This window comes from Corallococcus exercitus (assembly GCF_042231735.1).
Lineage (GTDB): Bacteria > Myxococcota > Myxococcia > Myxococcales > Myxococcaceae > Corallococcus > Corallococcus exercitus_B.
The window spans coordinates 6,733,759-6,759,531 of record NZ_CP102577.1 but is presented as its reverse complement, the minus strand read 5'-3'; the positions used below and the strand labels follow the sequence as shown (position 1 = coordinate 6,759,531).

The 25,773-nt window shown below is 70.3% G+C and carries 23 protein-coding genes and 1 pseudogene; 17 read left to right on the top strand and 7 right to left on the bottom strand.

Going from position 1 to position 25,773, the window contains the following annotated elements:
• Positions 1-45: 45 nt before the first annotated feature.
• From epsZ to glp, 4 genes and pseudogenes are all read right to left on the bottom strand, one after another.
• Positions 46-1,518 (bottom strand): exopolysaccharide biosynthesis polyisoprenyl-phosphate hexose-1-phosphate transferase EpsZ, encoded by a 1,473-nt coding sequence (gene epsZ / locus NR792_RS26960; RefSeq protein WP_375755565.1) that lies wholly within the window; start codon positions 1,516-1,518, stop codon positions 46-48.
• A gap of 293 nt (positions 1,519-1,811) precedes the next feature.
• The gene (gene fdhD / locus NR792_RS26955) at positions 1,812-2,759 is read right to left on the bottom strand and encodes a formate dehydrogenase accessory sulfurtransferase FdhD (RefSeq protein WP_375761700.1); all 948 of its coding nucleotides are present in this window, start codon (positions 2,757-2,759) and stop codon (positions 1,812-1,814) included.
• Positions 2,760-2,843: 84 nt separating this feature from the next.
• Positions 2,844-3,242: pseudogene (mobB, locus tag NR792_RS26950) on the bottom strand (molybdopterin-guanine dinucleotide biosynthesis protein B); the annotation flags it as partial.
• Positions 3,239-4,492, bottom strand: a complete 1,254-nt coding sequence (gene glp / locus NR792_RS26945; RefSeq protein WP_375755564.1) for a gephyrin-like molybdotransferase Glp — start codon at positions 4,490-4,492, stop codon at positions 3,239-3,241. The gene glp and the pseudogene mobB, both read right to left, overlap by 4 nt.
• A gap of 177 nt (positions 4,493-4,669) precedes the next feature.
• On the opposite strand from glp, the gene NR792_RS26940 reads away from it, so the two are divergent.
• The 4 genes from NR792_RS26940 to NR792_RS26925 are packed head-to-tail and all read left to right on the top strand — an operon-like array spanning position 4,670 to position 7,918.
• Positions 4,670-5,281: a molybdenum cofactor guanylyltransferase gene (locus NR792_RS26940; RefSeq protein WP_375755563.1), complete on the top strand. Its 612-nt coding sequence runs from the start codon at positions 4,670-4,672 to the stop codon at positions 5,279-5,281.
• Positions 5,282-5,301: 20 nt separating this feature from the next.
• Positions 5,302-5,919, top strand: a complete 618-nt coding sequence (locus NR792_RS26935; RefSeq protein ID WP_375755562.1) for a hypothetical protein — start codon at positions 5,302-5,304, stop codon at positions 5,917-5,919.
• A gap of 59 nt (positions 5,920-5,978) precedes the next feature.
• The gene (locus tag NR792_RS26930; protein ID WP_375755561.1) at positions 5,979-7,232 is read left to right on the top strand and encodes an AAA family ATPase; all 1,254 of its coding nucleotides are present in this window, start codon (positions 5,979-5,981) and stop codon (positions 7,230-7,232) included.
• Positions 7,229-7,918 (top strand): hypothetical protein, encoded by a 690-nt coding sequence (locus NR792_RS26925; protein ID WP_375755560.1) that lies wholly within the window; start codon positions 7,229-7,231, stop codon positions 7,916-7,918. The genes NR792_RS26930 and NR792_RS26925 overlap by 4 nt, the downstream gene beginning before the upstream one ends.
• A 19-nt stretch (positions 7,919-7,937) precedes the next feature.
• Here the strand turns inward: NR792_RS26925 and nrfD are convergent, their stop codons facing one another.
• From nrfD to fdh, 3 genes are read right to left on the bottom strand one after another with little or no spacing between them, the layout of a single operon-like run.
• Entirely contained in the window at positions 7,938-9,152 is a 1,215-nt protein-coding gene (gene nrfD, locus NR792_RS26920) for an NrfD/PsrC family molybdoenzyme membrane anchor subunit (protein ID WP_375755559.1), read from the bottom strand.
• Positions 9,149-9,949 (bottom strand): 4Fe-4S dicluster domain-containing protein, encoded by an 801-nt coding sequence (locus NR792_RS26915; RefSeq protein WP_375755558.1) that lies wholly within the window; start codon positions 9,947-9,949, stop codon positions 9,149-9,151. The genes nrfD and NR792_RS26915 overlap by 4 nt, the downstream gene beginning before the upstream one ends.
• A 4-nt stretch (positions 9,950-9,953) precedes the next feature.
• Positions 9,954-13,223: a formate dehydrogenase gene (gene fdh, locus NR792_RS26910; protein WP_375755557.1), complete on the bottom strand. Its 3,270-nt coding sequence runs from the start codon at positions 13,221-13,223 to the stop codon at positions 9,954-9,956.
• A gap of 306 nt (positions 13,224-13,529) precedes the next feature.
• On the opposite strand from fdh, the gene NR792_RS26905 reads away from it, so the two are divergent.
• From NR792_RS26905 to NR792_RS26845, 13 genes are all read left to right on the top strand, one after another.
• Positions 13,530-13,922 carry a response regulator gene (locus NR792_RS26905; RefSeq protein ID WP_375755556.1) on the top strand — a complete coding sequence of 131 codons (393 nt, stop codon included), beginning with the start codon at positions 13,530-13,532 and terminating at the stop codon, positions 13,920-13,922.
• Positions 13,923-14,046: 124 nt separating this feature from the next.
• Positions 14,047-14,658, top strand: coding sequence for a DUF2378 family protein (locus NR792_RS26900; RefSeq protein ID WP_375755555.1), 612 nt, complete (start codon positions 14,047-14,049; stop codon positions 14,656-14,658).
• A 132-nt stretch (positions 14,659-14,790) separates the two neighbouring features.
• Positions 14,791-15,789: an SDR family NAD(P)-dependent oxidoreductase gene (locus tag NR792_RS26895; RefSeq protein ID WP_375755554.1), complete on the top strand. Its 999-nt coding sequence runs from the start codon at positions 14,791-14,793 to the stop codon at positions 15,787-15,789.
• A gap of 286 nt (positions 15,790-16,075) precedes the next feature.
• Positions 16,076-16,675 carry a hypothetical protein gene (locus NR792_RS26890; protein WP_375755553.1) on the top strand — a complete coding sequence of 200 codons (600 nt, stop codon included), beginning with the start codon at positions 16,076-16,078 and terminating at the stop codon, positions 16,673-16,675.
• A gap of 118 nt (positions 16,676-16,793) precedes the next feature.
• Positions 16,794-17,756: a protein kinase gene (locus NR792_RS26885; RefSeq protein ID WP_375755552.1), complete on the top strand. Its 963-nt coding sequence runs from the start codon at positions 16,794-16,796 to the stop codon at positions 17,754-17,756.
• Between the two features lie 175 nt (positions 17,757-17,931).
• Positions 17,932-18,813: an AAA family ATPase gene (locus tag NR792_RS26880; protein ID WP_375755551.1), complete on the top strand. Its 882-nt coding sequence runs from the start codon at positions 17,932-17,934 to the stop codon at positions 18,811-18,813.
• 44 nt (positions 18,814-18,857) lie between these two features.
• The gene (locus NR792_RS26875; RefSeq protein ID WP_375755550.1) at positions 18,858-20,063 is read left to right on the top strand and encodes an AAA family ATPase; all 1,206 of its coding nucleotides are present in this window, start codon (positions 18,858-18,860) and stop codon (positions 20,061-20,063) included.
• Complete coding sequence (locus NR792_RS26870) at positions 20,060-20,671, top strand: DUF4276 family protein (RefSeq protein WP_375761699.1); 612 nt, start codon at positions 20,060-20,062, stop codon at positions 20,669-20,671. Before NR792_RS26875 ends, NR792_RS26870 begins: the two co-directional genes overlap by 4 nt.
• Before the next feature lie 137 nt (positions 20,672-20,808).
• Positions 20,809-23,088 (top strand): hydrogen gas-evolving membrane-bound hydrogenase subunit E, encoded by a 2,280-nt coding sequence (mbhE, locus tag NR792_RS26865; protein ID WP_375755549.1) that lies wholly within the window; start codon positions 20,809-20,811, stop codon positions 23,086-23,088.
• Between the two features lie 6 nt (positions 23,089-23,094).
• On the top strand, positions 23,095-23,544 hold the full coding sequence (locus tag NR792_RS26860) for an MnhB domain-containing protein (RefSeq protein WP_375755548.1): 450 nt from the start codon (positions 23,095-23,097) through the stop codon (positions 23,542-23,544).
• Positions 23,541-23,909: a sodium:proton antiporter gene (locus NR792_RS26855; RefSeq protein ID WP_375755547.1), complete on the top strand. Its 369-nt coding sequence runs from the start codon at positions 23,541-23,543 to the stop codon at positions 23,907-23,909. Before NR792_RS26860 ends, NR792_RS26855 begins: the two co-directional genes overlap by 4 nt.
• Positions 23,909-25,276, top strand: a complete 1,368-nt coding sequence (locus tag NR792_RS26850; protein WP_375755546.1) for a complex I subunit 5 family protein — start codon at positions 23,909-23,911, stop codon at positions 25,274-25,276. The genes NR792_RS26855 and NR792_RS26850 overlap by 1 nt, the downstream gene beginning before the upstream one ends.
• A complete protein-coding gene (locus NR792_RS26845; protein WP_375755545.1) occupies positions 25,273-25,770 on the top strand; it encodes a Na+/H+ antiporter subunit E in 498 nt (165 codons plus the stop codon). Before NR792_RS26850 ends, NR792_RS26845 begins: the two co-directional genes overlap by 4 nt.
• Positions 25,771-25,773: the final 3 nt, after the last annotated feature.

The following is a 25,773-nucleotide window of genomic DNA, read 5'->3' as shown; positions in this document are numbered from 1 at the left end:
GGGCCCGGCGCGTCAACGCCGGGCCCGGGAAGCACACTCCGGTCGCTAGCTTGCCCCGCGACCGGTGATGACCACGGGCACCGTCTGCAGGAGCAGCCGCAGGTCGCCGGTGAGGCTCCAGTGGTCGATGTACTGCATGTCCAGGTACATCCACTGCTCGAAGGAGATCTGGTTGCGGCCGGACACCTGCCAGATGCAGGTGAGGCCCGGACGCACGGACAGGCGGCGGCGCTGCCACGTCTCGTACTTCGCCACCTCGCTGGGCACCGGCGGGCGCGGGCCCACGATGCTCATCTCACCGCGCAGCACGTTGAGGAACTGGGGCAGTTCGTCGATGGAGAACTTGCGGATGAACCGCCCGATGCCGGTGATGCGCGGGTCGTTCTTCATCTTGAAGACGGGGCCGGTCTGCTCGTTCTGCGCGGCCAGCCGCTCCTTGAGCTCCTCCGCGTTCACCACCATGGAGCGGAACTTCATCATGTAGAACGGCTTGCCGTGCTGCCCGGTGCGCAGCTGCTTGAAGAAGATGGGGCCGCGCGAGGTGAGCTTGATGGCCGCCGCCACCACCGCGAACAGCGGCAGCAGCGCCCACAGCGCCACCGCGGACACCGCGATGTCGAACAGGCGCTTCATGGCCATCTGGTGCGGCTTGGGCGCCACCGCGGCGAAGTGCAGGTAGCCGTCCGCCACCGCGCGGGACTCCACCGGGCGGGCGCGGTCCAGGCGGAACGAGTGCGCCGGCAGCGCGAACGGCACGCCGAAGCGCTCCGCCAGCTTGATGGCCGCCTGCATGGACTCGCCCTGCTTGAGCGTGTTGCCCGCGATGTAGACCTCGCTGACGGGCAGCGTGCGCAAGAGGCGCTCCAACTCGTCCGCGGGCCCCAGCACGTCCGCCGGCAGGCTGTCACCCGAGGCGTGGTCCTCCGGGAAGCGCACGTAGCCCAGGATCTTGTGACGGCCGCGCTTGAGCAGGTCCTCGCCCGTGTAGCGGCCCATGGCGCCGGTGCCCACGATGAGCACCTCCTCCGTGGGGGCCTCCTGCGAGGCCACCTGGCGGAAGACGCCCAGGCGCAGCAGCAGCGCCACCGGCCAGAAGATGAAGAGCAGCGGCGCCAGCCCCACCTGGGCCGCCGCGGGCATCGCCAGCTCCAGCACCGCCTGCACCGTCACGACGGCCAGCGTGGTGACGGACACCAGCGCCACGTGATCCAGCTTGCTGCGCTCGGCGAAGCGCGAGTCGTAGAGGCACAGCGCCGTGCCCGTGATGAGCCACACCAGCACCGCCGTCACCACCATGCTGGGCAGCTCCCAGCTCATGGGGAACGTCAGCCCACCCCGCATCCACGCGGACCCCAGCAGCACCCCCACCAGCAGCGCCACGTCCACGGTGAGGTTCAACTTCGCCGCGAAGCCCGGCGCCAGGCGCGGCGGATCGGTGACCTCGGTCGGGGCCGCATTCACTGTCGACGCGGATGCCTTGACCTCGGCGCTTGCAGTCGCACTGCTCATCGTGTCCACCCCCCTCTGCTCACGTTCAGGTTTCGCAGAGGATACCGTCTAGGCTAGAAAAGTTTAACCAGGAGGAAATGCAAGACTGCCAAATTGTGCGTCGCGGCGCAACCACTGCTCAGCAAGAAAGACGTGACAGCATGTGAAAGCTTGGAGCCCTGCGCCGGACGTCTGATGCGACTTCGTGTCCGGAGAGATTGAAGTCTGGCGGGTCCATTGGATCTTCCGTGGACTCCAAACTGACCCGGCCGGGTCGTGGACTGCATGTACGATGCCGGTCTGACACCTGGCTGCCTGCCCCTTCACCGGGGTGGGTCATGGCGGAAGTCATGAGGGATTCCCGGGGGTTGGGCGTGGGGCTGTAGGCGTTCTGTCGCGGTGTAGACGTTGCAGCGGCCGTTCCTTGAGAACGCGGCGAGCGTCACGCCAGCACGCAGGGCCAGGTCGATGGCCAGGGAGCTGGCGGCGGACACGCTGACGACGACGGGGATGCGGGCGCGGGCGGCCTTCTGGACGATCTCGAAGCTGGCGCGGCCGCTGACGGCGAGGACCGTGGGGGCGGCGGGAAACGGCGGGGTGGGCAGCCGGCGCGGGCTGCGCACGGCGCCGGCCAGGACCAGGGCGCCCACCACCTTGTCCACGGCGTTGTGGCGGCCCACGTCCTCATGGGCGGCGAGCAATCCGCCATGGGCATCCAGCACGGCGGCGGCGTGCACTCCGCCGGTGTGCTCGAAGGCGTACTGGATGTCGCGCAGGCGTTCGGTGGCGCGGGCCACGGTGCGGGCGGAGAGGACGGGGCCCGGCGCAACCGGGTCGCAGGTGGCCATCAGGTCATCCACGTCGCGGCGGCCGCACACGCCGCACGCGGAGGTGGTGAGGGTGCCGCGGCGGGTGGCCTCCACGCGCTCCAGGTCGAGCACGGCGCCGGCGGCGGGAACGACTTCCAACACGTTGCCGTAACCTTCCTCGCCGGGATGGCCGCAGTGGAAGAGGCTGCCCAGGTCGTCCCCATCAGTAACGATGCCTTCGGCGAAGAGGAAGCCCACCGCGAGCTCTCGATCATGGCCTGGGGTTCGCATGGTGGTGGCGACGGTGTCGCCGCTCACGCGGATCTCCAGCGGCTCCTCCACGGCCACGCGGTCATCCTCGGTGGCACGGAGCGTGTCACCGTCGAAGCGGCGCACGGAGCGGTGCGTGACGCCGCGCGGCTCGGAACGAGGGACCTTCCGCGGCGCGGACTGATCACGCAGCCACGCGGTGAGGAAGTCCGCGACGGCGCGTGCATTCACTGGCAGGCGGTGACGCGAGGCGACGGAGGGTGGAAGCGCGGGCGCGTCCGTCACCACGGCGAGCACGTCGGGACGTGACGCCGCGAGCGGCGCTTCCAGTCCCTCGCGCCACACCTCCAGCTTCGGGAGCGGGCCGTCCTTCCAGCCCTCCACGAGCAGCAGGTCCACGCGGTCCGTGTCGCGCGTCAGCAGCGCGGGGGACAGCGGCTGCCGGGTGGTGAGCTGCGTGCCGTCCGGCGTGGCGAAGCCCGTGGTCACGGCGCCCGCGGCGTCCAGGCGCGCGGTGTCGCTGCCCGGGCGGTGGAGCGGGTGCGCGTCCGACGAGTGCTTCACGTACGCCACGCGCAGCCCGCGCGAGGCCAGCTCCGGCAGCAGGCGCTCCAGGAGCGTCGTCTTGCCGGCGCCGGACCAACCGATGACGGCGAGCGCGGGAGGCGGCTTCACGCGGCCTCCACGGGTTGGAAGTCCGGCTGGTCGAAGAGCTGCACGTCCACGGCCTCGCCCTCGGCGAAGTCGGCGCGGCCCGCGGGGAGCACGGCCCAGCCGCGAGCCGCCACGTTCTGCAGAATCTGTCCGGCGCCCTGGGGACGCAGGCGCGCCCACGGGTGGGCGCCGTCGTCACGGGCTTCGAGCGCCGCGACGGTGACGAGGTACGTGAGGCCCGCCTGCTTGTGGCGTGACTCGGAGAGGCGGGCGCGGGTGACGCGGCGCTGTTCGACGACGCCCTGGTGCTTGAAGAGGAGGGGCCGCGCGAATTGGTCAAACGCGACGGTGGCGGCGCCGGGGTTGCCGGGCAGCACGACGACGGCGGTGGAGCCCAGGCGGGCCACGGCCACGGGCTTGCCGGGCTTGAGCGCGACGCCATCCACGAGGAACCGGGCTCCCATGCGGGAGAGGACCCGCTTCACGCAATCCCGATCACCCACGGACGCGCCGCCGGTGGTGATGAGCACGTCCACCTGGGGCGCCAGCTGCTCCAGCTGCGCGTGCAGCTCCGCCTCGTCGTCGCGCGAGCGGCCCAGGTGCGTGACGTCCGCGCCGGCCTCGCGGGCGAGCGCGGCCACGAGGATGCGGTTGCTCTCGAAGACCTGGTGCGGCTGCGCGGGCTGGCCGGGAGGAACGAGCTCATCCCCGGTGGCGACGACGGCGACGCGCGGCGCGGGGCGCACGAGCGCGGTGGCCTCACCCAGCGACGCGAGCACGCCGAGCACGGTGGCATCCACGCGCTGGCCCGCGGAGAACAGCTGCGTGCCGGCCCTCACCTCTTCGCCCGCGCGGCGCAGGTCGTGGCCGGGCGTGACGGAGACGAAGAGGTCCACGTGGGTGCCGTCGTCGGTGGGGCGCGCGGCCTCCTGGCGGACGACGGCGTCGGCGCCGGGGGAGAGCGGGGCGCCGGTGAAGACGCGCGCGGCCTCGCCGGGCTGGAGGGTGCGGCGCGGCAGGTGGCCGGCGTAGACGGTGTCGACGATGCGCAGGCGCGCGGGGCGGTCGCGGTTGGCGCCCCGGGTCTCCTCGGCGCGCACGGCCCACCCGTCCATGGCGGAGTTGTCGCAGCCGGGCAGCGCGCGGGGCGCGGCGATGCCAGCGGCGAGGAACCGGCCATGGGCTTCCAGCAGGGGAAGGTGCGTGGGGGCCGCGGGCGCGATGGCATCGAGCGCGGCCAGTCGCGCGGCGGGGAGGGGAGTCAGCGGCATGCGTCCAGGAGGGGGAGCCGGACTCTACGACGGGGTGCGCGTGCCTTGTCCACGGGGGGCATGGGACCGGCGGCTGCTCCCTCCCTCTGGGGCTTGGCGAAATCCAGGGAGTGGCGTGCTTTCCGGGCGGAGCGGCGGGGGCGTGGACGGAGGGAAAGCTGTGTAGGGTCGGCGGACATGGACGCAACCACGACCTTTCCCGACGTGACGCTGGCCATCCTGGCAGGGGGGCAGGGGACCCGGCTGGGAGGCGTGGCCAAGGGGCTGCTGAGCGTGGAGGGGCTCACAACCCTGGAACGCCTGCGGGCGTTCGGGTCGCATTTCGGGGACGTGCTGCTGGTGGCGAATGTTCCGGAACCGTACGAGCGCTTCGGGCTTCGCACGGTGAAGGACACCGTGCACGGCAAGGGAGCCCCTGGGGGAGTTCATGCGGCCCTGGGAGCGGCCCGCACACCGTGGGTGTTCGTGGTGGCGTGTGACATGCCGTTCGTCACGGAGGCCGCGGCGCGGGTGGTGCTGGACGCGCGGGCGGATGACGTGGACGCGGTGTGCTTCGAGCGAGATGGACGGTGGGAGCCGTTGTTCGCGGCGTACCGCGCGGACCTGGTGACGCGGTGGGGCGAAGCGCTGGCGGAGGATCCGTCCATGCGGCGGGTGCTGATGCGCTTCCGCACGCGGACACTGCCCGTGGACGCCTTGCGCGCGGTGGATCCGGAGCTGCGCGCGCTGGCGAACGTGAACACGCCGGAGGACCTGGCGCGGTACGGCGTCACGTTGCCGGAGCGGTGAGTTGACGGTTGGATGGACGGGTGGATCATCTCGAGATGACCCGGGACTGGAACTCGCTGATTCGCTACGCGCTGGAGGGCGCGGAAGGTGAACCCTTCCTGAGATCGCTCAAGGCGCGGCTGCGAACCGGGAGCCAGGTCGTCAGCGTCCGGCTGGAGAACGTGGGAGAGAAGCCGGAGTACGTCCTCTTCCTGTCGCTGCACAAGCAGTTGTCGGAGATGCGGGTTCCCCACTCGGAGGCGTTCACGAGCTGGTCGTTCGACACGGGAACGCGGATGACCGACGAACAGCAGGAGCAGGCGCGGTTCGTTCTGCTTCTGGGCGAGCATCTCGCCGCGCTCGCAAGTGACGTGGGGCTGGACGTGCTGATGTCGCTCCTGTCGAACCACCTTCCTGCATTGGGAGCGCCTCGCTCCAGCGAGGCCGCGCGGCGCTTGAGGTCTGCGCGACGCGCGGACAGCGCCGTGCAGCGGGCGACCGAAAAGCTGGATTGCGTTCTGGTGGGACTTGCTCGCGCGCTGGGGCGATCGCTCAAGTACGACGAGGCCACGACAGGACGGGTCTTGGATGGCGCGCTGGCGGATTGGATCTCTCAGTCGTCACGGACACTGGGCCTGGATGCTTCGCACCCGCTTTAGCGGCCACCAGTGCTTCATCAACGAGCGGATGCACCTGCGCTTGAGGCACTGAGCGCATCATGGTCAAGTCGCACGGCATGAGGCCGCTCCTCGAACTTTCCGTGAAGAACTACAAGAGCCTGCGGAACGTCACCGTGCGGCTCGGCCCGCTGAACGTTTTGGTTGGCCCGAATGGAAGCGGCAAGTCCAACCTGCTGGACCTCCTCCAGTTCCTGGGTGACTCGGTACGCGAGGACCTGCGGCCAGCGCTGGATAAACGTGGGGGGTTGTGGAGGGTCCAATTCCGTGGGGAGAACACGGCGAGTAGCCCCGCCGACCCGCGCATCCGCGTCCATGTGAAGGCGAAGGTGACTGCTCATTCGCATGAGGATGCTCCGGACGAGTACGTCCTCAGCATCTCTGGCATGAGAGGGCGCATCAGGGCTCCGGAGGGCACCAGGATCGGCCTTATCCTCAAGCGAAATGAGCAGTTCACCTTCAAACGGGTTAAGGGTCGGGGACGGCGCATCACCATCAGCGGCTCCAAGGTGGACTTACGTGAAACCCACGGAGAGAAGACGACCACGAAAAGTGGGCCCTCCCTCCGTAGTGATTCGCTCGGCCTTTCAACCCTCCCGCGACTGGCAGCCTCCTCCGGAGGCGACGAGGTGCGAAAGGTCGCCGAGCTGTTCTCCACCTTCCGAGTCTTTGATGTGGATGCTCGCGCCGCGAGGCTCCCTTCGGCGGTGAGCGCCACCCCCACGCTGCAGGCGGATGCCAGCAATCTCGCGGCGTTCCTCAATTACCTGCGCCAGGACGAGGAGAACTTTGAACGTCTCCAGGATGACGCTCGGGTCATCGTCCCAGGCCTCGTGCGCATCCACTTCCGGAATGTGGGCGGTGCCGAGGAAGCAGTCGCGATCGAGTTGGAGGAGTCGGGTCTGAGGGGACGTACGACGCTGGCCGAAGCTTCGTTTGGCACCGTGCGTGCGCTGGCTTTCTTGGCATTGCTTTACGACCCCCAGCCACCCCAGCTCACCTGTGTGGAGGAAATCGACCATGGCTTCCACCCCTACGTGTTCGACCGGCTCGTGGATCTCCTGCGCGCGGCCTCGAAGCGAACGCAGTTCCTCATCGCGACCCACTCGCCATCCCTCGTCAACAGGTTGAGTGCGGACGAGCTCATTGTCTGTGAGCGCAACACGGAGACTGGGGAGTCGGTCATTCCCGCAGCAGATCCGGAGGATGTTCGGGCCATGGAGGAAAGGGCCAACGGCCGGATGGGGCTGGGGGAGTTGTGGTTCACCGGTTCTCTCGGAGGCGTTCCCCGGTGAGCAGCAAGAAGGCTTCTCGTCAAAAGGCCAAGGGGAAGCGGCCCCAGCAGATACTGGTTTTCGGTGAGAGCGAGAACGACAGGAAGTCACTCAAGGAACTCATCGTGGCTCTTCGGGGGGACCTCGTCGGAAAGGTCCAGACCCGAAGGGACCCTTTGGTCCTGATCAAGAACGCACGGCCTGAGGACGTTCCGGAGCGCGCGAAGAAGATCGCGGACGTTGTGGATATCAGCCGAGCCACTCAAGACATCGTTTGCGTTTTTGCTCACGAAGACTGCGACGACCTCGAGCCGAAACATGAAGAGGCTTGCAGAAAAATCGAGCAAGCCATGCAGCAAGCCGGCTGCCCGGCCCATGCGGTCGTCCCTGCATGGGAACTGGAGGCGTGGTGGTTCATGTGGCCCGATGCGGTCCAGGCCGTTCGCCCCAAGAGTTGGCGCGCTCCCGATGACTACATCGGCAAGGATGTAGGACGGCTCAAGGACGCGAAGGAGGAACTCAAGAAGCGGGTAGTTCCCAAGGACCTCAAGCCCGATAAGCGTAAAAGCTTCCAGACCTACCAGGAGTCAGACTCACCCGCGATTGCTCAGGCGGTGCGAGAGAAGGGGCTGGCCAGGAAGCCCGCCGCGAAGAGCGGATCCTATACGCGCTTCGTGGCAAGCGTCGATCAGTGCAAGGTGGGGTGAGGAGGCCGTGGAAGCGGCGTCACGGGTCCGGCTGCGTCACCATGAACCGTGCGTACGGTGCTTCCGGCCGGGGTGCCGTGCGTGCCGCGCCCTGCCCCAGCACGGGCAACGGGAAGCTCAGGGGCTTTCCATCTGATGCCTCCGTGTTCCCCTCCACCTGCGCCGCACCCAGTCCCTGTCGCTGTCCCTGGAACGTGGCCTGCGGGTTCCTCGAGGACGCTTTGCCCGCCTGGATGATTCCGTAGCGCGCGGCCACCGCGCCCGCCGTGGACAGCACGTCCGCTGCTACCTGCTTCCACCGCGACCGCCCCGGCAGCACGTCCACCACCAGCCCTGCCATCGAGCATGTCCGCGACAGCATCCACAGCGCTCCGGACGCTCCCGTGCGCAGCGGCTTGCCCACCTCCGCGACCTGCCGCGCCTCCAGCTCCACCGCCTCGCGCGTGAACAGCTCCGCCACCTTGCCCGCGATGCGGAAGCGGCGCAGCACGCGCTCCTCCGCGGCCGTGTGCGGGAACAGGGACAACAGGCTCCCCGCGCTCGCCGTCGCGGAGGACATGAAGAAGAACGGCAGCGTGCGCCCCACCTGCTGCCAGAGCGGCACCGCCGTGTTGCTCACCAGCACCGCCGTGTACCCCGCGAGCGGCAGGCCCAACACCGCGCCCATCCACCCCGCCGCACGCCCCAGTCCTCCCAGGACCCCGGGCCTGCGCCGCAGCACCCACGACGCCGAGTTCACCGCGCCCGAACCCGCCAGCACCCACGAACCCATGCTCATGGGGGACGTGGGCCTGAACACGCGCAGCATGTTCAGGAAGCGCGACGGCCGGCCCAGGTCGTGGATCAACAGCACCGCGCTCACGAGGTCGCCCGCCGTGGACACCGTGTGACAGCGCTCCGCCAGCCGATGCAGCCGCCGCCCGCCCAGCGACTCCAGCGTCACCCCGAGCACGCTCGCCGCGCCCGCCACCCCGCCCACGTAGAAGTACGCCGGGACCGTCCAGATCCACAGCGACTCCTTCAACACCGGCATGCCGTAGTAGCTCGGAGCCCCCGCGCTGTCCGGCCCCGACCTCGACGGCACCGTGGGCAGCACCTCCGCCCCGTGCCTCGCGGGCTCCGGGTCCTTCACCCGCTGCTGCGCGCCCTCGCCCTCCAGGATGCCCGCGCGCGAATCGATGTTCCGCCCGTCCGCCTTGCGCTGCAGCCGGTCCAGCAGCGTGTCGTCACTCATCCTCGGCCCTCCCGCCCGAACGCCACCGCGCCCAGCGCCACCGCCACCATGCCCACCGCGCCCATCGCCACCGAGGCCCACGACCGCGGCGCCTTCTTCGTCGGCACCACCGGGTCGGGCGGCAGGTTGTAGACCTCCGGCTTGTCCAGCAGCAGGAAGAACGCGTTGAGCCCACCCGTGCCCGGCTGGTTCTCCGCGTCCTTCCCGTACAGGTACGCGTCCGTGACGCCCCGGTCATGCAGGTCGCGCACCCGCGTCACCGCTCGCGCGTGAAGCTCGTCCAGGTCGCCGTACTGGATGGACGCCGTGGGACACGCCTTCGCGCACGCGGGCGTCTGGTCGTCGCCGATGCGGTCGTAACAGAGCGTGCACTTCCACGCGCGCCCGTCGTCCTCGCGCCGGTCAATCACCCCGAACGGACACGCCGACACGCAGTAGCCGCAGCCGTTGCACACGTCCGGCTGCACGTAGACCGTGTCGAACTCCGTGCGCACGATGGCGCCCGTGGGACATGCCTCCAGGCACCCCGCGCGCTGGCAGTGCTTGCACACGTCCGACATCATCAGCCAGGAGAAGTCCCCCGCGCCCGACGCCTGCCCCGGCATCGGCACCGGCCGCTCCACGAACGCCACGTGCCGCCACGTCGACGCGCCCAGGTGCGCCGTCTGGTCGTAGGACATGCCCGTGAAGTGGAAGCCGTCGTCCGGAAGCTGGTTCCACTGCTTGCACGCGACCTCGCACGCCTTGCAGCCGATGCAGAGCGTCGTGTCCGTGAAGAACCCCTTGCGGCTCCCCATGCGCCTATCCCTTCCCCTCGGAGTCCTGGGTTTCCACGTGGTCGGTCGTCTCCTGCGGCGGCGTCACGTCGCGCGGCAACTCCGGCACCGTGAGAGGAGGCGGCGCCGCTCCCGCCGCGGCCCGCTCCCCGGAACGCATCCGCCCCGCGCGCAGGTCCGCCGTGAACGCCTTCGACTCCTGGATGTCCACGTTCTGATCCGCGACGAACGACGTCAGCTCGTTGGCCCCCTCGCCGCGCACGCGCCCCGTGACGCCCCAGTGGTACGGCAGGCCAATCTGGTGCACCTGCCGCCCCTTCACCTTCAGCGGGCGGATGCGCTCCGTGACGAGCGCCCGGCACTCCATGTCCCCTCGCGCCGTGACGAGCGTGCACCAGTCCCCGTTCTTCAGCCCCTTCTCCCGCGCCAGCTCCGGAGAGATTTCGCAGAACATCTCCGGCTGCAGCTCGCTCAGCCACGACAGCCAGCGCGACATGCCGCCCGCGGTGTGGTGCTCGGTGAGCCGGTAGGTCGTGACGAGGTACGGGTAGCGCGGGTCGTCCCAGGCCCGGTGATAGGGATTGTCCTTGCGCCGCCACTCCACCCGCGTGGGGTTGCACTGCTGCGCGTAGAGCGGGTTGGGCACCACCGACTCCATGGGCTCGTAGTGCGTGGGCAGCGGCCCGTCCATCGTCCCGCTGGGCGCGAAGAGCCAGCCCTTGCCGTCCGCCTGGAGGAGGAACGGATCATTCCCCGCGAGCGTCTCCAGCCCCGTCGCGCCCGGAGGCGGCCGGTACTCCGGCGGCCGGTCCGCGATGAAGTCCGGCACGTCCTCGCCCGTCCACTGCTTCTGGCCGGCGTCCCACCACACGTAGCGCTTGCGCTCGCTCCAGGGCTTGCCGTCCACGTCCGCCGACGCGCGGTTGTAGAGCATCCGCCGGTTGGCCGGCCACGCCCAGCCCCAGTCGGGCGCCACCCACGTCTGCTCCTTCCCGGACTTGCGCCGCGCCGTCTGGTTGACGCCGTCCTTGTAGCTGCCCGAGTAGATCCAACAGCCGCACGCCGTGGAGCCGTCGTCCTTCAGCGCCGTGAAGCCCTCCACCGGCCTGCCGTCCGCCACCGTGTAGCCGTTGATCTCCTTCAGCACGGCCTCCGCGGACGGCTCCGCGTGCGGCCCGTGCGTCGGGTAGTCCCACGTCAAATCCAGCAGCGGCGCGTCCTTGGGGTCCGTGGAGCCCGCGTAGAGCCGCCGCAGCTTGCGCCCCAGGTGGTAGGCGAAGTGCAGCTCGCTGCGCGTGTCCCCCGCCGGCTCCACCGCCTTGTGGTGCCATTGCAGCAGCCGCTGCGTGTTGGTGAAGCTGCCGTCCTTCTCCGTGTGCGCGGCGGCCGGGAAGAAGAACACCTCCGTGGGGATGTCCTCCGGCCGCACCTGCCCGGACCGCACCTCCGGCGCCGTGCGCCAGAACTCCGCCGTCTCGATGAGGGTGAAGTCGCGCACCACCAGCCAGTCCAGCTTGCGCAGCCCCTTGCGCTGGAGCGCCCCGTTCATGCTGCCCACGGCGGGGTTCTCGCCCATGACGAAGTAGCCCTGGAGCTTCCCGTCCGCCATGTCCGCCACCGTCCGCATGTGCGAGTGGTTCCCCGTCAGCCGGGGCAGGTGCGCGAAGAGGTAGTCGTTGTCCTTCGTGGCCTTGTCCCCGAACCAGGCCTTGAGCAGCGACACCGCGTACTTGGGGAACTCCGACCACCAGCCGCTGCCGGACTTGTTGTTGCGGATGTAGTGCTCCAGCCCGCCCGGGGTGCTGGCCGCGTTCGGCATGGGCAGGTAGCCCGGCAGCAGGTCGTAGAGCGTGGGGATGTCCGTGGAGCCCTGGATGGACGCGTGCCCGCGCAGCGCGAGGATGCCGCCGCCCGGCCGGCCGATGTTGCCCAGCAGGAGCTGGAGGATGGCCGCGGTGCGGATGTACTGCACGCCCACCGAGTGCTGCGTCCAGCCCACCGCGTAGCAGAACGCGCTGGTGCGCTCCGGGGTGGAGTTGTCACACAGCGTCCGGGCCACCTGGAGGAACAGCTCCTCCGGCACGCCGCACACCTGGGACACCACCTGGGGCGTGTAGCGGGAGAAGTGGCGCTTGAGCAGCTGGAACACGCACCGGGGATGCTGGAGCGTCTCGTCGCGGTGCCGGTCGTCCAGGTCCGCCTGGTGCTCGTGTCCGCCGCCGCCCGCGCCGGGCTCGTCCGTCAGCTCCTTGTGGCCCGCCGCCGGCACCACGCCGGGCACGTCCTGGTACTGCCAGCTGTGGATGTCGTAGCGGTTCTCCTTCGCCTGGAAGCCGCTGAAGAGCCCCTCCAGGTCCTCCGTGTCCACGAAGTCCTCGCGGATGAGCGTGGCCGCGTTGGTGTACTGCACCACGTAGTCACGGAAGTACCGCTCGTGCTCCAGCACGTAGTGGATGAGCCCGCCCAGGAACGCGATGTCCGTGCCCACGCGGATGGGCGCGTAGAGGTCCGACACCGCGCTGGTGCGCGTGTAGCGCGGGTCCACGTGGATGACCTTCGCGCCCCGGGCCTTCGCCTCCATCACCCACTGGAAGCCCACCGGATGGCACTCGGCCATGTTGGACCCCTGGATGAGGATGCAGTCCGAGTGCTGCAGGTCCTGCTGGAACGTCGTGGCGCCGCCGCGGCCGAACGTGATGCCCAGACCGGGCACCGTGGACGCGTGTCATATTCGAGCCTGGTTCTCCACCTGCACGACGCCCAGCGCGCTGAACAGCTTCTTGAGGAGGTAGTTCTCCTCGTTGTCCAGCGTGGCCCCGCCCAGGTGCGCCAGCCCCAGCGTCCGGTTCACCCACCGGCCCTGCGCGTCACGCTGCTGGAACGTCGCGTCGCGCGTGCGCTTCACGCGCTCGGCCACCTTGTCCATCGCCTCTTCCAGCGGGAGGGGCTCCCACTCGGTGCCACCGGGGCGGCGGTAGAGGACCTGCTGGACGCGTTGCGTTCCCGTGACCAACTGGAAGGTCGCGGCCCCCTTGGGACACAGCCTGCCGCGTGAGATGGGGGAATGCGGGTCACCCTCGATGTCGAGGATGCGCCCGTCGCGCACGTGCACCTCCTGCCCGCAGCCCACCGCGCAGTACGGGCAGATGGACTTCACCACCGCATCCGCGGACTTCGTGCGCGGCTCCAGCGACCGGCTGCGCGCCGTCATCGCCGTGTCCCCCAGCGCCCGCCCGTCCCCCCGGGCGAGCTGCCGCAGCACGGGCCAGCCGTTCAACAGGTCGCGGAACTTCAAGGCCGCTCCTCTCCAGAGGGGACGCGCACGTGGAACCCCGACCCACAAGATGGGGACGTGCGGCGGGGGAGGCCAGTGCCGCGAAGGCCTGCGACCGCGAAGCGGGGGTCAGAGCAGGCGGGCAGGCATGAAAATGCACGGCACGCGAAATCAGACCGGGGGGCTCCAGCCGTTATTTCTCCACGGTGCCAACGCCTCGTCCGGCTCCACCCTCTCCGTGGGCCTTCCGTGCCTTCAGGAGGAGCCGGACGACCCACAGCCACGTGACGGCCGGACGACGTGGCGGAGAGCGAGTGGAGACACTGCATGACAGACAGTGCCCCCCTCATCCTCTTGATCGAGGACGAGGAAGACATCCGGGACGCGGTCGCGACGCTGTTGGAGATGGAGGGCTATCGCGTCGCGCAATGCATCCACGGTCAGGACGCATGGAACTGGCTGAAGTCCCATCCCCGTCCAGGGCTGGTGATGCTGGACCTGATGATGCCGGTGATGGACGGACAGGCCTTCCTCGCGCGGCTGTCCGAGGAACGCATGCTGGAGGGCGTGCCCATCATCGTGCTGTCCGGCAGCCCCTTCCATCCGCCGGGCGCCTCGGCCTACCTGCGCAAGCCCGTGGCGGTGGATCCGCTGATGGAAGTGGTGCGCCGCTTCCTGCCTCCATCCAGGGAAGACCCGGAAGGACCTCCCACGTCGTGAGACATGTGTCGCGTGGCGCAAGGCGGGGCCATCCAGGACTCGCGATGGAACGGGACCTGTGGAATCCTCGCGCCCCGTCAGGCCCCCGCCTGGCCCATTCCCCCTCATTCAAAGGACGACGCTGATGCCGCACGGCGCGCTGAATCTCCCCGAGGACGTCGCCCGTGACCTGGAGGCCCGCCTCGCCGCGACGACGCCGGAGGACACGAGCCGCGGCCTGTTCTTCCTGGGCGTGCTGGACGCGGTGCGCTTCCTGGGCGGACCGGAGGCGGTGACGCGCTGTCTGGAGCAGGTGGGCGAGACCGCTGACTTCATGCCCATGCAGACCTATCCGTTCCCGCGCTTCCTGCGGCTGTCCTACGTCGCGGCCGAGCAGCTCTCGTCGCTCGTCGGCGGGCATGAGGCGGCGCAGCGGCAGATTGGCACGCAGGCGATGCTGGACTTCCTCAACTCCATGTTCGCGCGCGACTTCGTGCAGCAGGCGGGAGGCGACCCGAAGCGGCTGCTGGAGCTGATGCACTCCGGCTACCGCACGGCGCTGAACTTCGGCGAGCGCACCGTGGAGTGGACGGGGCCCACGTCGGGCCGGGTCATCATGAAGCGCTCGTTGATGCCGGTGGCCTACAACGAGGGCATCCTCCAGTCCGCGCTGGAGGTGACGGGCGTGCACGACGTGCAGGTGCGCGGCAAGGCGCAGTCGCTGGTGGACGCCGTCTACGACGTCTCCTGGTCCTGAAGCCCCTGGGCGTCCTGCCCCCCGGCCCGCAGGGCGGCCGGGCGAGGGAGGGATGCGCGGCGGATTTCGGGGCCTGGCTCGTGCGAAGCCCGCCCGGAGGCCCCACCTCTTCGCGAGGAGGGGCGAAAGCGCATGGCGCGTCACGAGGACTTGAAGGGGCAGGTGGCCATCGTCACGGGCGCGTCGAGCGGCGTGGGCTGGCAGTCCGCGCTGCGCCTGGCGGAGGCCGGCGTGCGGCTGTGCGTCACCGCGCGGCGCCAGGCGGCGCTGGAGCGGCTGCGCGTGGAGGTGCTCCAGAAGGGCGGCGAGTGCCTGGTGTGTGAAGGCGACGTCACGGTGGCGGAGGACGTGGAGCGCGTGGTGCGCGAGTGCGTGGCGCACTACGGCCGCGTGGACCTGCTGGTGAACGCGGCGGCGGTGCAGTCCTACGGGTACTTCGACCAGCTGCCCTGGGAGCACATCACGCGCGTGTTCGACGTGGCGTGCTTCGGCTACTTCCGCTTCGCGCGCGCGGTGCTGCCGCACTTCCGTAAGCAGGGCCACGGCCACCTGCTCAACATCCAGTCCATGCTGTCGTCCGGGTCCGCGCCGCTGTTGTCCGCGTACGCGGCGGCGAAGCACGCGACGCTGGGGTGGGCGGAGTCGCTGGAGCTGGAGCTGAAGGGCACGGGCATCCAGGTGTCCAACGTGCTGGTGCCGTCCGTGTCCACGCCCATGTTCGACCACGCGCCCACGATGCTCGGGAAGAAGCCCGTGCCGGTGCCGCCCACGTACGACGTGGACCTGGTGGCGAAGGCGGTGGTGCGCCTGGCGAAGCGGCCGGGCCGCACGTCGGTGCCGGCGTTCCTCCAGGGGCGGCTGATGCTGTGGCTCAACGGCGTGGCGCCGTCGGTGGGCAAGGCGGTGCTCTCCCGCTTCGGCGCGCGGATGCAGACGACGGGCACGCCGCTGCACCGGCCCGAGGGCAACCTCTTCAGCCCCGTGGCCGAGGGCGTGGGCCCCCGGGGCAGCGTGCCGCCGACGCCCGCGTGGAAGCGCATCACCGCGACGCTGGGACTGGCGGCGCTCACGGGCGGCGTGGTGGGCGGCGCGGTGCTGGGCGCTCGCGGCCTGGTGCGCGCGGCGCGCTGAACCGGGCGCCTCCCGCCGGCCGTGGTGCTCCAAACCTGTCCGACAGTCGGACAGGTTCGTCCGGTGCGCCGTGGACGGGGAGGCCACACGGGCTTCTCTCTTTCTCATCCCCCGTGGAGAGAGGGCGCGATCAGGATTTTCCTGATCGCGGCGCGGATGGTGGGGTGTCAACGAAGTGGGGGGGAGGCGGGAAAACATCCTCGCGTTGCGGCGGGCTTTGGCTAGAAGGGGCCCCGCATGCGCACCGGGAAGGGTCGGCCGGGCGCGAACGTGGGGAGAAACCTCGATGCGTGGAAACAGCAAGTGGACGGGCCTGGCGCTGGTGGCGGGTCTCGCGGTGTCGTCGCAGGCGGTGGCCGCGGAAGAGCCGAACCTGAACAGCGATCCCGGCAAGGCGTCCGACTTCGGCCAGGCGAGCCAGGTCGTCATCAGCCAGGAGCTCAACGGCTTCCTGGGCTACAACACCGCCTCGGAAGTGTTCCTGGTCCGGCTGGAGCCGTCCGCGGACTACTTCCTCCAGCAGAACCTGTCGGTGGGCGCGTCCGCGCTGGTGGCCTTCGGCTTCGGTGACAGCACCGTCGTGGGCCTGGGCGTGCTGGGCCGCGTGGGCTACCACCTGCCGCTCAACGAGCGCGTGTCCTTCTGGCCCAAGGCGGGCTTCGGCGTGCAGTTCGCCCACGTGCCGGGCTCCAGCGACGTGAACTTCGTCCTGGATTTCAACGCCCCCATCCTGTTCCACGTCTCGCCGCACTTCTTCGTGGGCGCGGGCCCGCAGGTGCGCGCGCTCATCAGCCAGAGCGTGGGCAGCCTGGGTTCGGAGCAGGGCAACTTCTCCGGCAACGACGTGACCATCGGCATCACGACCACGGTCGGCGGCTACTTCTAGCCTCGGGCCATTCCTGGCACCCCGGGCCGTGTGCCCGGGTGCCGGGGACCGCAGGACCTGGGACGTAGGACGGCGCTGGTTGACGTCCCGGGTTGGATGTGTTGGGTTGGAGGGTGCCATGTCCGTGCTTCCGTTCGCCTCCCGGCTGCCCGCGTTCGCCCCCCTGCATCCGCTGGGGAGGGGCCCGCTGGGCGAGTGGGTGTCCCTGGTGTGGCCGCTGGAGCAGGGCCCCGTCGAAGCGCGCCCCCTGGTGGTGAAGACGTTCCTCCTGGCGTCGGGGCTGGCGCCGGAGACGCGCCGTCCGCTGGAGGAGGCGCTGACGCAGGCGGTGCCGCTGAGGCACCCGGGCATCGCGAGGCTCCACGGCTTCCAGGTGGACGTGCGCGACACGCTGACGGTGGTGTCGGACTACGTCCCGGGCTGCTCGCTGGCCACGGCGCGCAGACGCGTGATGGGGCGCGGAGGGCGGCCGTCGGAAGCGTTCGTGTGCCACGTGGGCGCGGAGATCGCGGGCGCGCTGCGGGCCGCGCATGGCGCGCAGGTGGTGCACGGGGACGTGCACTCGCACCGCATCCGCGTGGGGCCCCGGGGCGAGGTGACGCTGACGGACTTCGGGCTGCGGCCCGCGCGTGCGCTGCTGCGCCGCTTCACGTCGCCGTCGCGGCCGGACGTGGTGGAGCTGCCGGTCCGCGAGGACGCGGTGGGCTCGCCGGTGGAAGCGCGGGAGGACGTGCGCGCGCTGGGACGGGTGTTGCTGGAGCTGGTCGCGGGGAACGCGGCGGTCCCGGAGGATGCCGCGGGGGTCGACGCGGCGCTGGGGGGCGTGTCGCCCGCGCTGCGGGACGTGCTGCGAGGGGCGCTGCTGGACGCGCCGCGTGAGGCGGACTCCGCCGCGTGGCTCCAGGCGGCGCTGCGCGACTGCATGGAGCGCGGCATGGCGTGTCACGGGCAGGAGGCGGTGGTGCGCGAGCTGGCGGCGTTGCCGGGCGCGGGGCCGCTGTCGCCGGTGGACGTGTACGTGGGCGCGGCGTCGGTGATGACGGCCTCCGTGTCCGTGCGTGAGCGCGCGCTGCGGTCCTGAGCGCGGCGCGGCAAGCGGAGCCACCTCGCAGCGATGCGGAGAGTGGGTGTGTTTCACTCCCGGCGAAGACGCGCGGGACGGGCCGCCTGGAGGGTGTGGAGGACACCCTGCGTCGAGACATGGGTCGGGGCGGAGCCATGGACGGCCCCTGGGGGGAGGCCGCTAGGCTTCGGGCGTGATTGCCTCCGTCCGTTTCGAGCACTTCCGGTGCCTGCTTCGCGTGCAGCTCGCCCTGGAGCCAATGACCGTCCTGGTGGGGCCCTCGGCCTCCGGCAAGACCGCCCTGCTGGAGGGACTCCAGCACCAGCTCGCGTACGAGCCTTCGGACTTCTGGCGGCGGGATGAGTCGCGTCCGCTCCGCATCGAGTGGACGTACGCGCACGGAGACCGCACGCGCGTGGAGTATCCGTTCAGCGTGATGGACACGCTGCCCGGCCAGGGCCACTCCACGCAGCAGCTGTCGCTGAGCATGGAGGCGCTGCGCGCGGGGGGCTCGTCCGCGAAGGCGACGTGGCTGGAGCGCAAGGGCGGCAACCTCGCGAGCGTCTTCGCGGCGCTGCCCATGTCCACGCGCGACGTCATCTCGCAGGAGCTGGCGAAGCGGGTGCCGTCGCTGTCGGACGTGGACGTGTCCCGCGACCTGGAGGACCGCTCCTTCCGGCTGCGCTTCCGCGACCGCTGGAGCCCGGACGTGTGGTTCGGCCCCGAGCACGTCTCGGACGGGGTGCTGTGGCTGCTGGCGTTCCTGGTGCTGCCCTACCAGCGGCCGCTGCCGGAGCTGCTCACGCTGGACGAGCCGGAGCGCGCCCTGCACCCGGGCCTGGTGCGCGAGGTGCTGGAGCTGCTGCGCGCCATGACGCGCGGCGAGTCCACGGGAGGCCAGCCGGTGCAGGTGGTGCTGGCCACGCACTCGCCGGACCTGCTGGAGCACGTGCGTCCGGAAGAGGTGCGCCTCTTGTCGCGCGAGCCCGCGGACGGCTCCGTGCGCGTGCACCAGGTCCCCGCCACCGCGCTCCACTGGCGGCGCGAGTGCCGGGAGCTGCTGGACACGCTGTAGACAGAACGAGCCCTGCGCTGTCCAGTCCCAGGTAGAGTGGCCGGATGCTGCGCAGCATCCGCCTCCAGAACCTCCTCTCCTTCGGACCTGACTCTGAAGCGTTCCCCCTTCGGGAGCTCAACGTCCTGATCGGCCCAAACGCTTCTGGAAAGTCCAACCTCATCGAGGCGCTAGGCCTGCTGCGAGCGACGCCCGGTAATCTCCTTGCGCCCATTCGCGAAGGTGGGGGCGTCACGGAATGGGTGTGGAAGGGAGGAACAGAGTCCGGGCCACCCACTGCGAGCCTGGAAGTTGTTTTGGACTACCCGGAGGGCGTCATGCCGCTGCGCTACCAGCTGGCATTCACGGCCGCGGGCCAGCACCTGGAACTGGTCGATGAGCTCATTGAAAATGAGCGTCCTCAGAAGAAGTTGACCCAGCCCTATTTCTTCTACCGGTACCAGGCTGGAAAGCCGGCCATCAATGCCCGCTTGAAGGTCGAGGCTCAGCCGGGATCCGCGACAGGGCGTCAACGCCGGGTCTTGCAGCGGGAGGCAGTCAGTTCCGTGCAGTCCATCCTCTCCCAGCGACGCGATGCGGACGTGTATCCAGAGCTGACGTACGTGAACTCGCTGTTGAGCCGCTTCTCGCTGCACCGCGAATGGAACATGGGGCGGTACACGCCGCCACGGCTTCCCCAACGGGTGGATCTGCCGGGGGACTTCTTGCTGGAGGACGCGAGCAACCTGTGTCTGGTCCTTAGTGACCTGGAAGCCAGGGGCAAGAAGAAGCTGCTGCTGGAGAACCTGAAGCTTCTCTACGCACGTGTCATGGACTACTCAGTCCGCATTTCAGGAGGGACCGCGCAGGTGTTTTTTCAGGAGGAAGGCCTGAACGCCTCCGTGCCGGCGACGCGCTTGTCCGATGGCACCTTGCGGTACCTGTGCCTGCTGACGCTCCTCTGCCATCCAACGCCTCCGCCACTGGTCTGCATCGAGGAGCCGGAGCTCGGGCTGCATCCGGACATCCTTCCGGAGATCGGGCGCTTGCTGGTGGAGGCGAGCACCCGCACGCAGCTCATCGTGACGACGCACTCGGAGACGCTGATTTCCGCGTTGTCGGAGGTTCCGGAAGCCGTCGTCGTCTGCGAAAGGGATGGAAACGGGACGACGCTGCGCCGCCTGGAGAAGGCGAAGCTTTCGGAGTGGCTGAAGAAGTACGGGCTGGGGGAGGTGTGGAGGATGGGCGAGTTGGGGGGGAACCGTTGGTGAAGGAGATCCGGCTCTACATCGAGGGCGGAGGAGATACCCGCTACGGCAAGGAGCGGCTTCGAATCGGGTTCGGCAGGTTCTTCGGTGACCTTGTTGATCGAGGCCGAAGCCGCAACATCCGATGGACATTCGTCATGTGTGGACCGCGTGACGCCGCGTTCAAGGGCTTCAAGCAGGCGCTCAAGGACCATCCTTCCGCGTTCAACATCCTGCTTGTGGATTCAGAGGGCCCTGTGAGCAAGCCGCCCTGGGCCCATCTCGCGACGCGGGATCCATGGCCGCGTCCAAGGGGCGCCACGGACGACTCCTGCCAGTTGATGGTCCAGACCGTCGAGGCATGGCTCATGGCCGACCTGGGTACGCTCCAGCAGTACTACGGCAAGAACTTCGCTGTGGGTCGTTTGCCCAAGGCAACGAACGTGGAGACCATCCCAAAGGTGGCACTCGAACCTGCGTTGGTGAGCGCGACGAAGGCGACGCAGAAGGGCGAGTACCACAAGATTCATCACTGCTCGGACCTGCTGGGGAAGGTGGACCCAGCGCTCGTTCGCGCCCGTTCAGCGCACTGCGAGCGGCTCTTCACCGTGCTGGAGAAGCTGCTGACCTGAGCCCCGGGAGCGGAACGGGCTGTCCACCAGCGCACGGCGCCTGCTCCACGAGTGACCTCGGGGTGACGCTCCGCGCGTGGGGCTGACGGTTGTGTGCCTGCGTCGGCGGGCCACTCCTAACGTGGGCTCCTTCGCCCATGCCCACCCTCCTGCCCATCCTCCTGGCCCTGGCGTGCGCGCCGCTCGCGTACGTCGCGGGCCGGTGGCGTCCGGGCGCGGCGGCGTGGATGGGCGCCGCGGGAGCCCTCGCCGCGCTGGGGGCGCTGGTCCATGAATGGACGCAGGGGCCCGCGCGCCTCGTGCTGCCCTGGGCCCCCAGCTGGGGCCTGTCGCTGGAGTTCACGCGCGACGGCCTGTCCGGCCTCTATGGCGCGATGGCGCTCGGCGTGGGCGCGCTCGTCGTCCTGTACTCGCGCGCGTACATGCCGCACCACCTGGAGGAGGAGGGCCGCCCCCCGGGCGACGAGGTGCGCTTCCAGGGGCTCATCCTCGCGTTCATGGCCGCCATGGTGCTGCTCGTCACCGTGGATGACCTGCTGCTGCTGTTCGTGGCGCTGGACCTCACCACCATCATCTCGTACCTGCTCATCGGCTTCGACCGCGAGGACCCCGAGTCGCGCGCCGCCGCGCTCCTGTCGCTGGTGCTCACCGGCGCCACCTCCGTCGTCTTCTTCGCGGGGGCCATGACGCTGGGGCTCCAGTACGGCACCTTCTCCCTGCCGCTCGTCATCGAGCGCGCCGCGCAGAGCCCCGCGTCCACCGGCGCGCTGGTGTGCCTGGCCGTGGGCGCGCTGGGCAAGAGCGCGCAGGTGCCGTTCCACTTCTGGCTCCCGCGCGCCATGGCCGCGCCCACGCCCGTGTCCTCGTACCTGCACTCGGCGGCGATGGTCGCCGCGGGCGTCTTCCTCCTCCAGCGCCTCTACCCGCTGTTCGCCCCCGCCACGCACGTGCGCGACGGCCTGCTCGCCATCGGCTTCCTGTCCATGGGCATGGGCAGCCTGATGGCGCTGGTGGCGGATCCGTTCAAGCGCGTGCTCGCGTACTCCACCATCGCGCAGTACGGCTACGCGCTGGTGCTGGTGGCGCTGGGCTCGGAGGGCGCGCCGCTCTACGTGGCCGTCCACGCCCCGTGCAAGGCCGCCCTGTTCCTCACCGCGGGCGCCGTCACCCAGGTCACCGGCAAGAAGAAGCTGTCGGAGGTCGGCGGCCTGCGCCAAGCGCTCCCCGTGCTCGCGGGCGCCAGCGCCGTGGCGGCGGCGGGGCTCTCCGCGCTGCCCCTCACCGCGGGCTTCTTCAAGGACGAGGTGTTCTTCCACGCGCTCGCGAAAGCGGGCCCCGCGTTCATGGCGGCCGGGCTCGTGGGCGCGGGCCTGACGCTCGCGTACACGCTGCGCCTGTGGTGGGGCCTCTTCGGCGGGCCGCGCCGCGACGTGCCCGCCGCGCCCCGGCTGCTCGTGGCGCCCGTGGTCGTGCTCGCGGGGCTCATCCTCCTGGGCGGCGTGCTGCCGGGGCTCCTCGTCGGACCCGCCCGCGCCGCCGCGGAGGCGATGCGCGGCGAGCCCTCCACGCTGGAGCTCGCGTACCACCTGGACGCGCGCGCGGAGAACCTGCTCGCGGTGGGGGCCTGGCTCCTGGGCGCGCTGCTCTTCGCCACGCACCGCGCGTGGGCGCCCGCGCTCGGCCGCGTGCTGACGGGCGTGTCGCATGTCGGACCGGAGAAGGTCTACCGCCTGCTGCTGCTCCAGCTGGACCGGCTGTCCACGTGGCTGCACGAGAAGGAGGTGCGCGACCTGCGCGACCGGGTGGCCTCCGTGCTGGTGCCCACGGGGCTGCTGGGCCTGACGGTGCTGGGCGTGACGCCGCTGCGCGACCGCTTCAAGGTGGGCACCGTGGGTTGGGCGGACGTGACGCTGGTGATGGCGCTGGCGTTCGCGTCCGCCGCCGCGCTGGCCACGCTGCGCGCGAAGGGCCACCTGCGGCTGGTGCTGCTCATCTCCTGCGTGGGCTTCAGCCTGGCCATGGTGTTCGCCTTCGCCGCCGCGCCCGACGTGGCCCTCACCTCCGTGCTAGTGGAGACCACCTTCACGCTGCTCTTCGCGGGCCTGCTGGCCCTGCTGCCCCGGGACCGCCTCCAGCGCGCCCAGGAGGAGGCCCAGCAGCCGCGTGGCCGCGACCGGCTGGCCGCCACGGTCGCGGGCGCGAGCGCCTTCCTGCTGAGCTGGAGCGCCCTGTCCCATCTCCAGGCCGACCGCGTGGGCGCCCGCACGGTGGAGCTGGCGAAGGCCGCGCACTCCCCCAACGTCGTCGCCGCGGTGCTCACGGACTTCCGTGGCCTGGACACCGTGGGGGAGATGACCGTCGTGGTGGCGGCGCTGCTGGGCGTCACCAGCCTCCTGCGCCTGAAAGGGAGGCGCTGAAAAGCCATGATCTCCTTCGTCCCACCGCTGTCGCGCCTGCTGCTGTGGCCGTCGTTGATCATCGCGCTCTCGCTCTGGCTGAAGGGCGGCGCGTCGGTGGGCGGCGGCTTTCCGGCCGGGGCGCTCGCGGGGCTCGCGGTGCTGCTGCAGTACGTGACGGCGGGCCGCGACCAGGCGCGGCGCTTCGTGGCGGTGCGGTACGCGGCGCCGCTGGCGGGCGTGGGGTTGCTGCTCGTGGTGGGCACGGCGTTCGTGCCCGTGCTCGCGGGCTACACGCCCATGAGCCTCTTCCCCCGCCCGGACCAGCCTGAAATCGGCGTGGGAGGGCTGCACCTGCACACCGCGCTCGTCTTCGAGGGAGGGCTGATGCTCATCGTCTTCGGGCTGGTGGTCACCGTCATCGACCGCTTCGCCCTGCGCACGGGAACGGAAACGGAAGAGGAGTCCGGGCCATGATCCTCATCGCGTCCCTGGCGGTGGGCCTGCTGTTCGCGTGCGGCGTGCGCATGGTGCTGGAGCGCGAGCTGGTGCGCGTGGCGTGCGGCACGGTGCTCATCACCAACTCCAGCGTCCTGCTCATCCTCGCGGGCTCCTTCCCGGAGCGGGGCGAGGCGCTGAGCGTGCAGAAGGGCTGGCCGGTGACGGACCCCGTGCTCCAGTCGCTGGCGCTGACGGCCATCGTCATCGGCTTCGCGGTGTCCGCGCTGCTGCTCACGCTGGTGCACCGCACGCAGCGGGCGCACGGCTCACTGCGCACGGACCGGCTGGTGGAGGCGGAGCTCCAGCGCCTGCACGCCACGGAGAAGGGGGAGGGGCACTGATGCCGCTCTGGGGACCGCTGCTCCTGCCGTGGGTGCTGGGCACGGTGCTGGCGTTCCTGGACGGGCGCCGCGCGTGGGTGGCGTGGCTGGCCATCGCGGGGCTCGCGGGGACGCTGGGGTGCACGGCGTGGCTGCTGCCCCAGGCCTGGAGCGCGCAGGCCCCCCAGTTCATCTCCGGGGACTGGCCGGTGGGGGTGGGCATCCGCCTGCGCGCGGATCAGCTCTCCATCGTGTTCGCGCTGGTGTCCACGGCGGTGCTGCTGGGCACGCTCGTGTACGAGCACGTGGCCGGGGGCATCACGTCGCGCAGCTTCCCCGCGCTGGTGGTCTTCATGGGCGCGGGGCTCACGGGGGTGTTCTTCACGTCGGACGCCTTCAACTTCTACGTCTTCTTCGAGCTGGCGATGACGTCCGCCTTCGGGCTGGCGTCGTACGGAGAGAAGCCGAGGAACCTGCGCGCCGCGTTCACCTTCGTGGTGGTGAACCTGATGGGGTCCACGCTGTTCCTCACGGCGGTGGTGATGCTGTACCTGACCACCGGCACGCTGGACATGCTGTCCATCATCGCGTGGGGACAGGCGGGGCCGCCGTTCGCGCTGGTGGTGCCGGGCACGCTGCTGCTCTGCGCGTTCGGGGTGAAGCTGGGGTTCTTCCCGTTCCACTTCTGGGCGCCGGCGGTGTACCGGGACGCGGGCCCCACGGTGGCGGCGCTGCTCGCGGGGGCGCTGGCGAACATCGGCAGCTATGGGCTGCTGCGCTTCGGCGTGGACGTGATGCCGCAGGTGCTGGCGCAGGCCCGGCCGCTGCTGGAGATCCTGGGCGCGGCGAGCATCCTCTACGGCACCGTGCTGGCGCTCTCCCGGCGGGACACGCGCGAGGTGCTGGCGTACGCGTCCATCTCGCATGCGGGGCTCATCATCGCGGCGCTGGGGCTGGATGGCCGCGAGGGCCTGTGCGCCGCGGTGGCGCTGGCGCTGGCGGGGTCGGTGGACAAGACCGCGCTGTTCCTCGCGCAGGACCGGGGAGGGGAGCGGGCACGGAGGGCCTACTCGGTGGCGGCCTTCAGCACGGCGGGGGTGCCACCCACGGCGGGCTTCTGGGCCAAGGCCTGGCTCCTGCGGGCGGCGCTGGAGCAGGGGCACGCGCTGCTCGCGGGGCTGGTGGTCCTGGCGAGCACCCTGTCCCTGCTGGCCCTCTTCCGCGCGTACCAGCGCGAGCGCTGGCTCAAGGAGGGCGCCGCCCTGCACCGGGGCACGGGCGCGGTGGTCTACGCGCTGTCGCTGGCGCTCATCGCCGCGGGCCTGTGGCCGGAGCCGCTGCTGCGCGCGGGGCGCGACGCCATCCAGGGACTGGGGACGCTGCCATGAGCCTGCGCTCCGTCGCGCACGTGCTGTCCCTGGCGCTCCTGTACGCGCTGATGGTGGGCAGCTTCCACCCGGTGGACCTCGCGCTGGGCGCGGCGCTGGCCCTGGGCGTGATGCGCCTGTTCCCCATGGCGGGCCTGTCTCCCGGCGTGAGCGCGCGCGAGCAGTGGCGGCGCGTGCTGTACCTGCCGCGCTTCGGCTGGGCGCTGGCCGTGCTGGCGGCGCGCAGCTGCTTCCAGGTGCTCACGGTCATCTTCGGCCGCCGCGAGCTGACGGACCGCGCGGGCGTGGTGGACGTCCCCATGGGCGAGCGCACCGCGCGCGGCGTGCAGGTGTCCTCGTGGGTCATGTCCCTGGCCCCGGGCACGGTGCTGCTGGAGCTGGACTGGGAGAAGCGCGTGATGCGCGTGCACGCGCTGGACGCGTCGGATCCGGAAAAGCTGCTCCGGCAGCAGGACAACTTCTACCAGCGCTACCAGCGCGCGGTGTTCCCCTAGGGA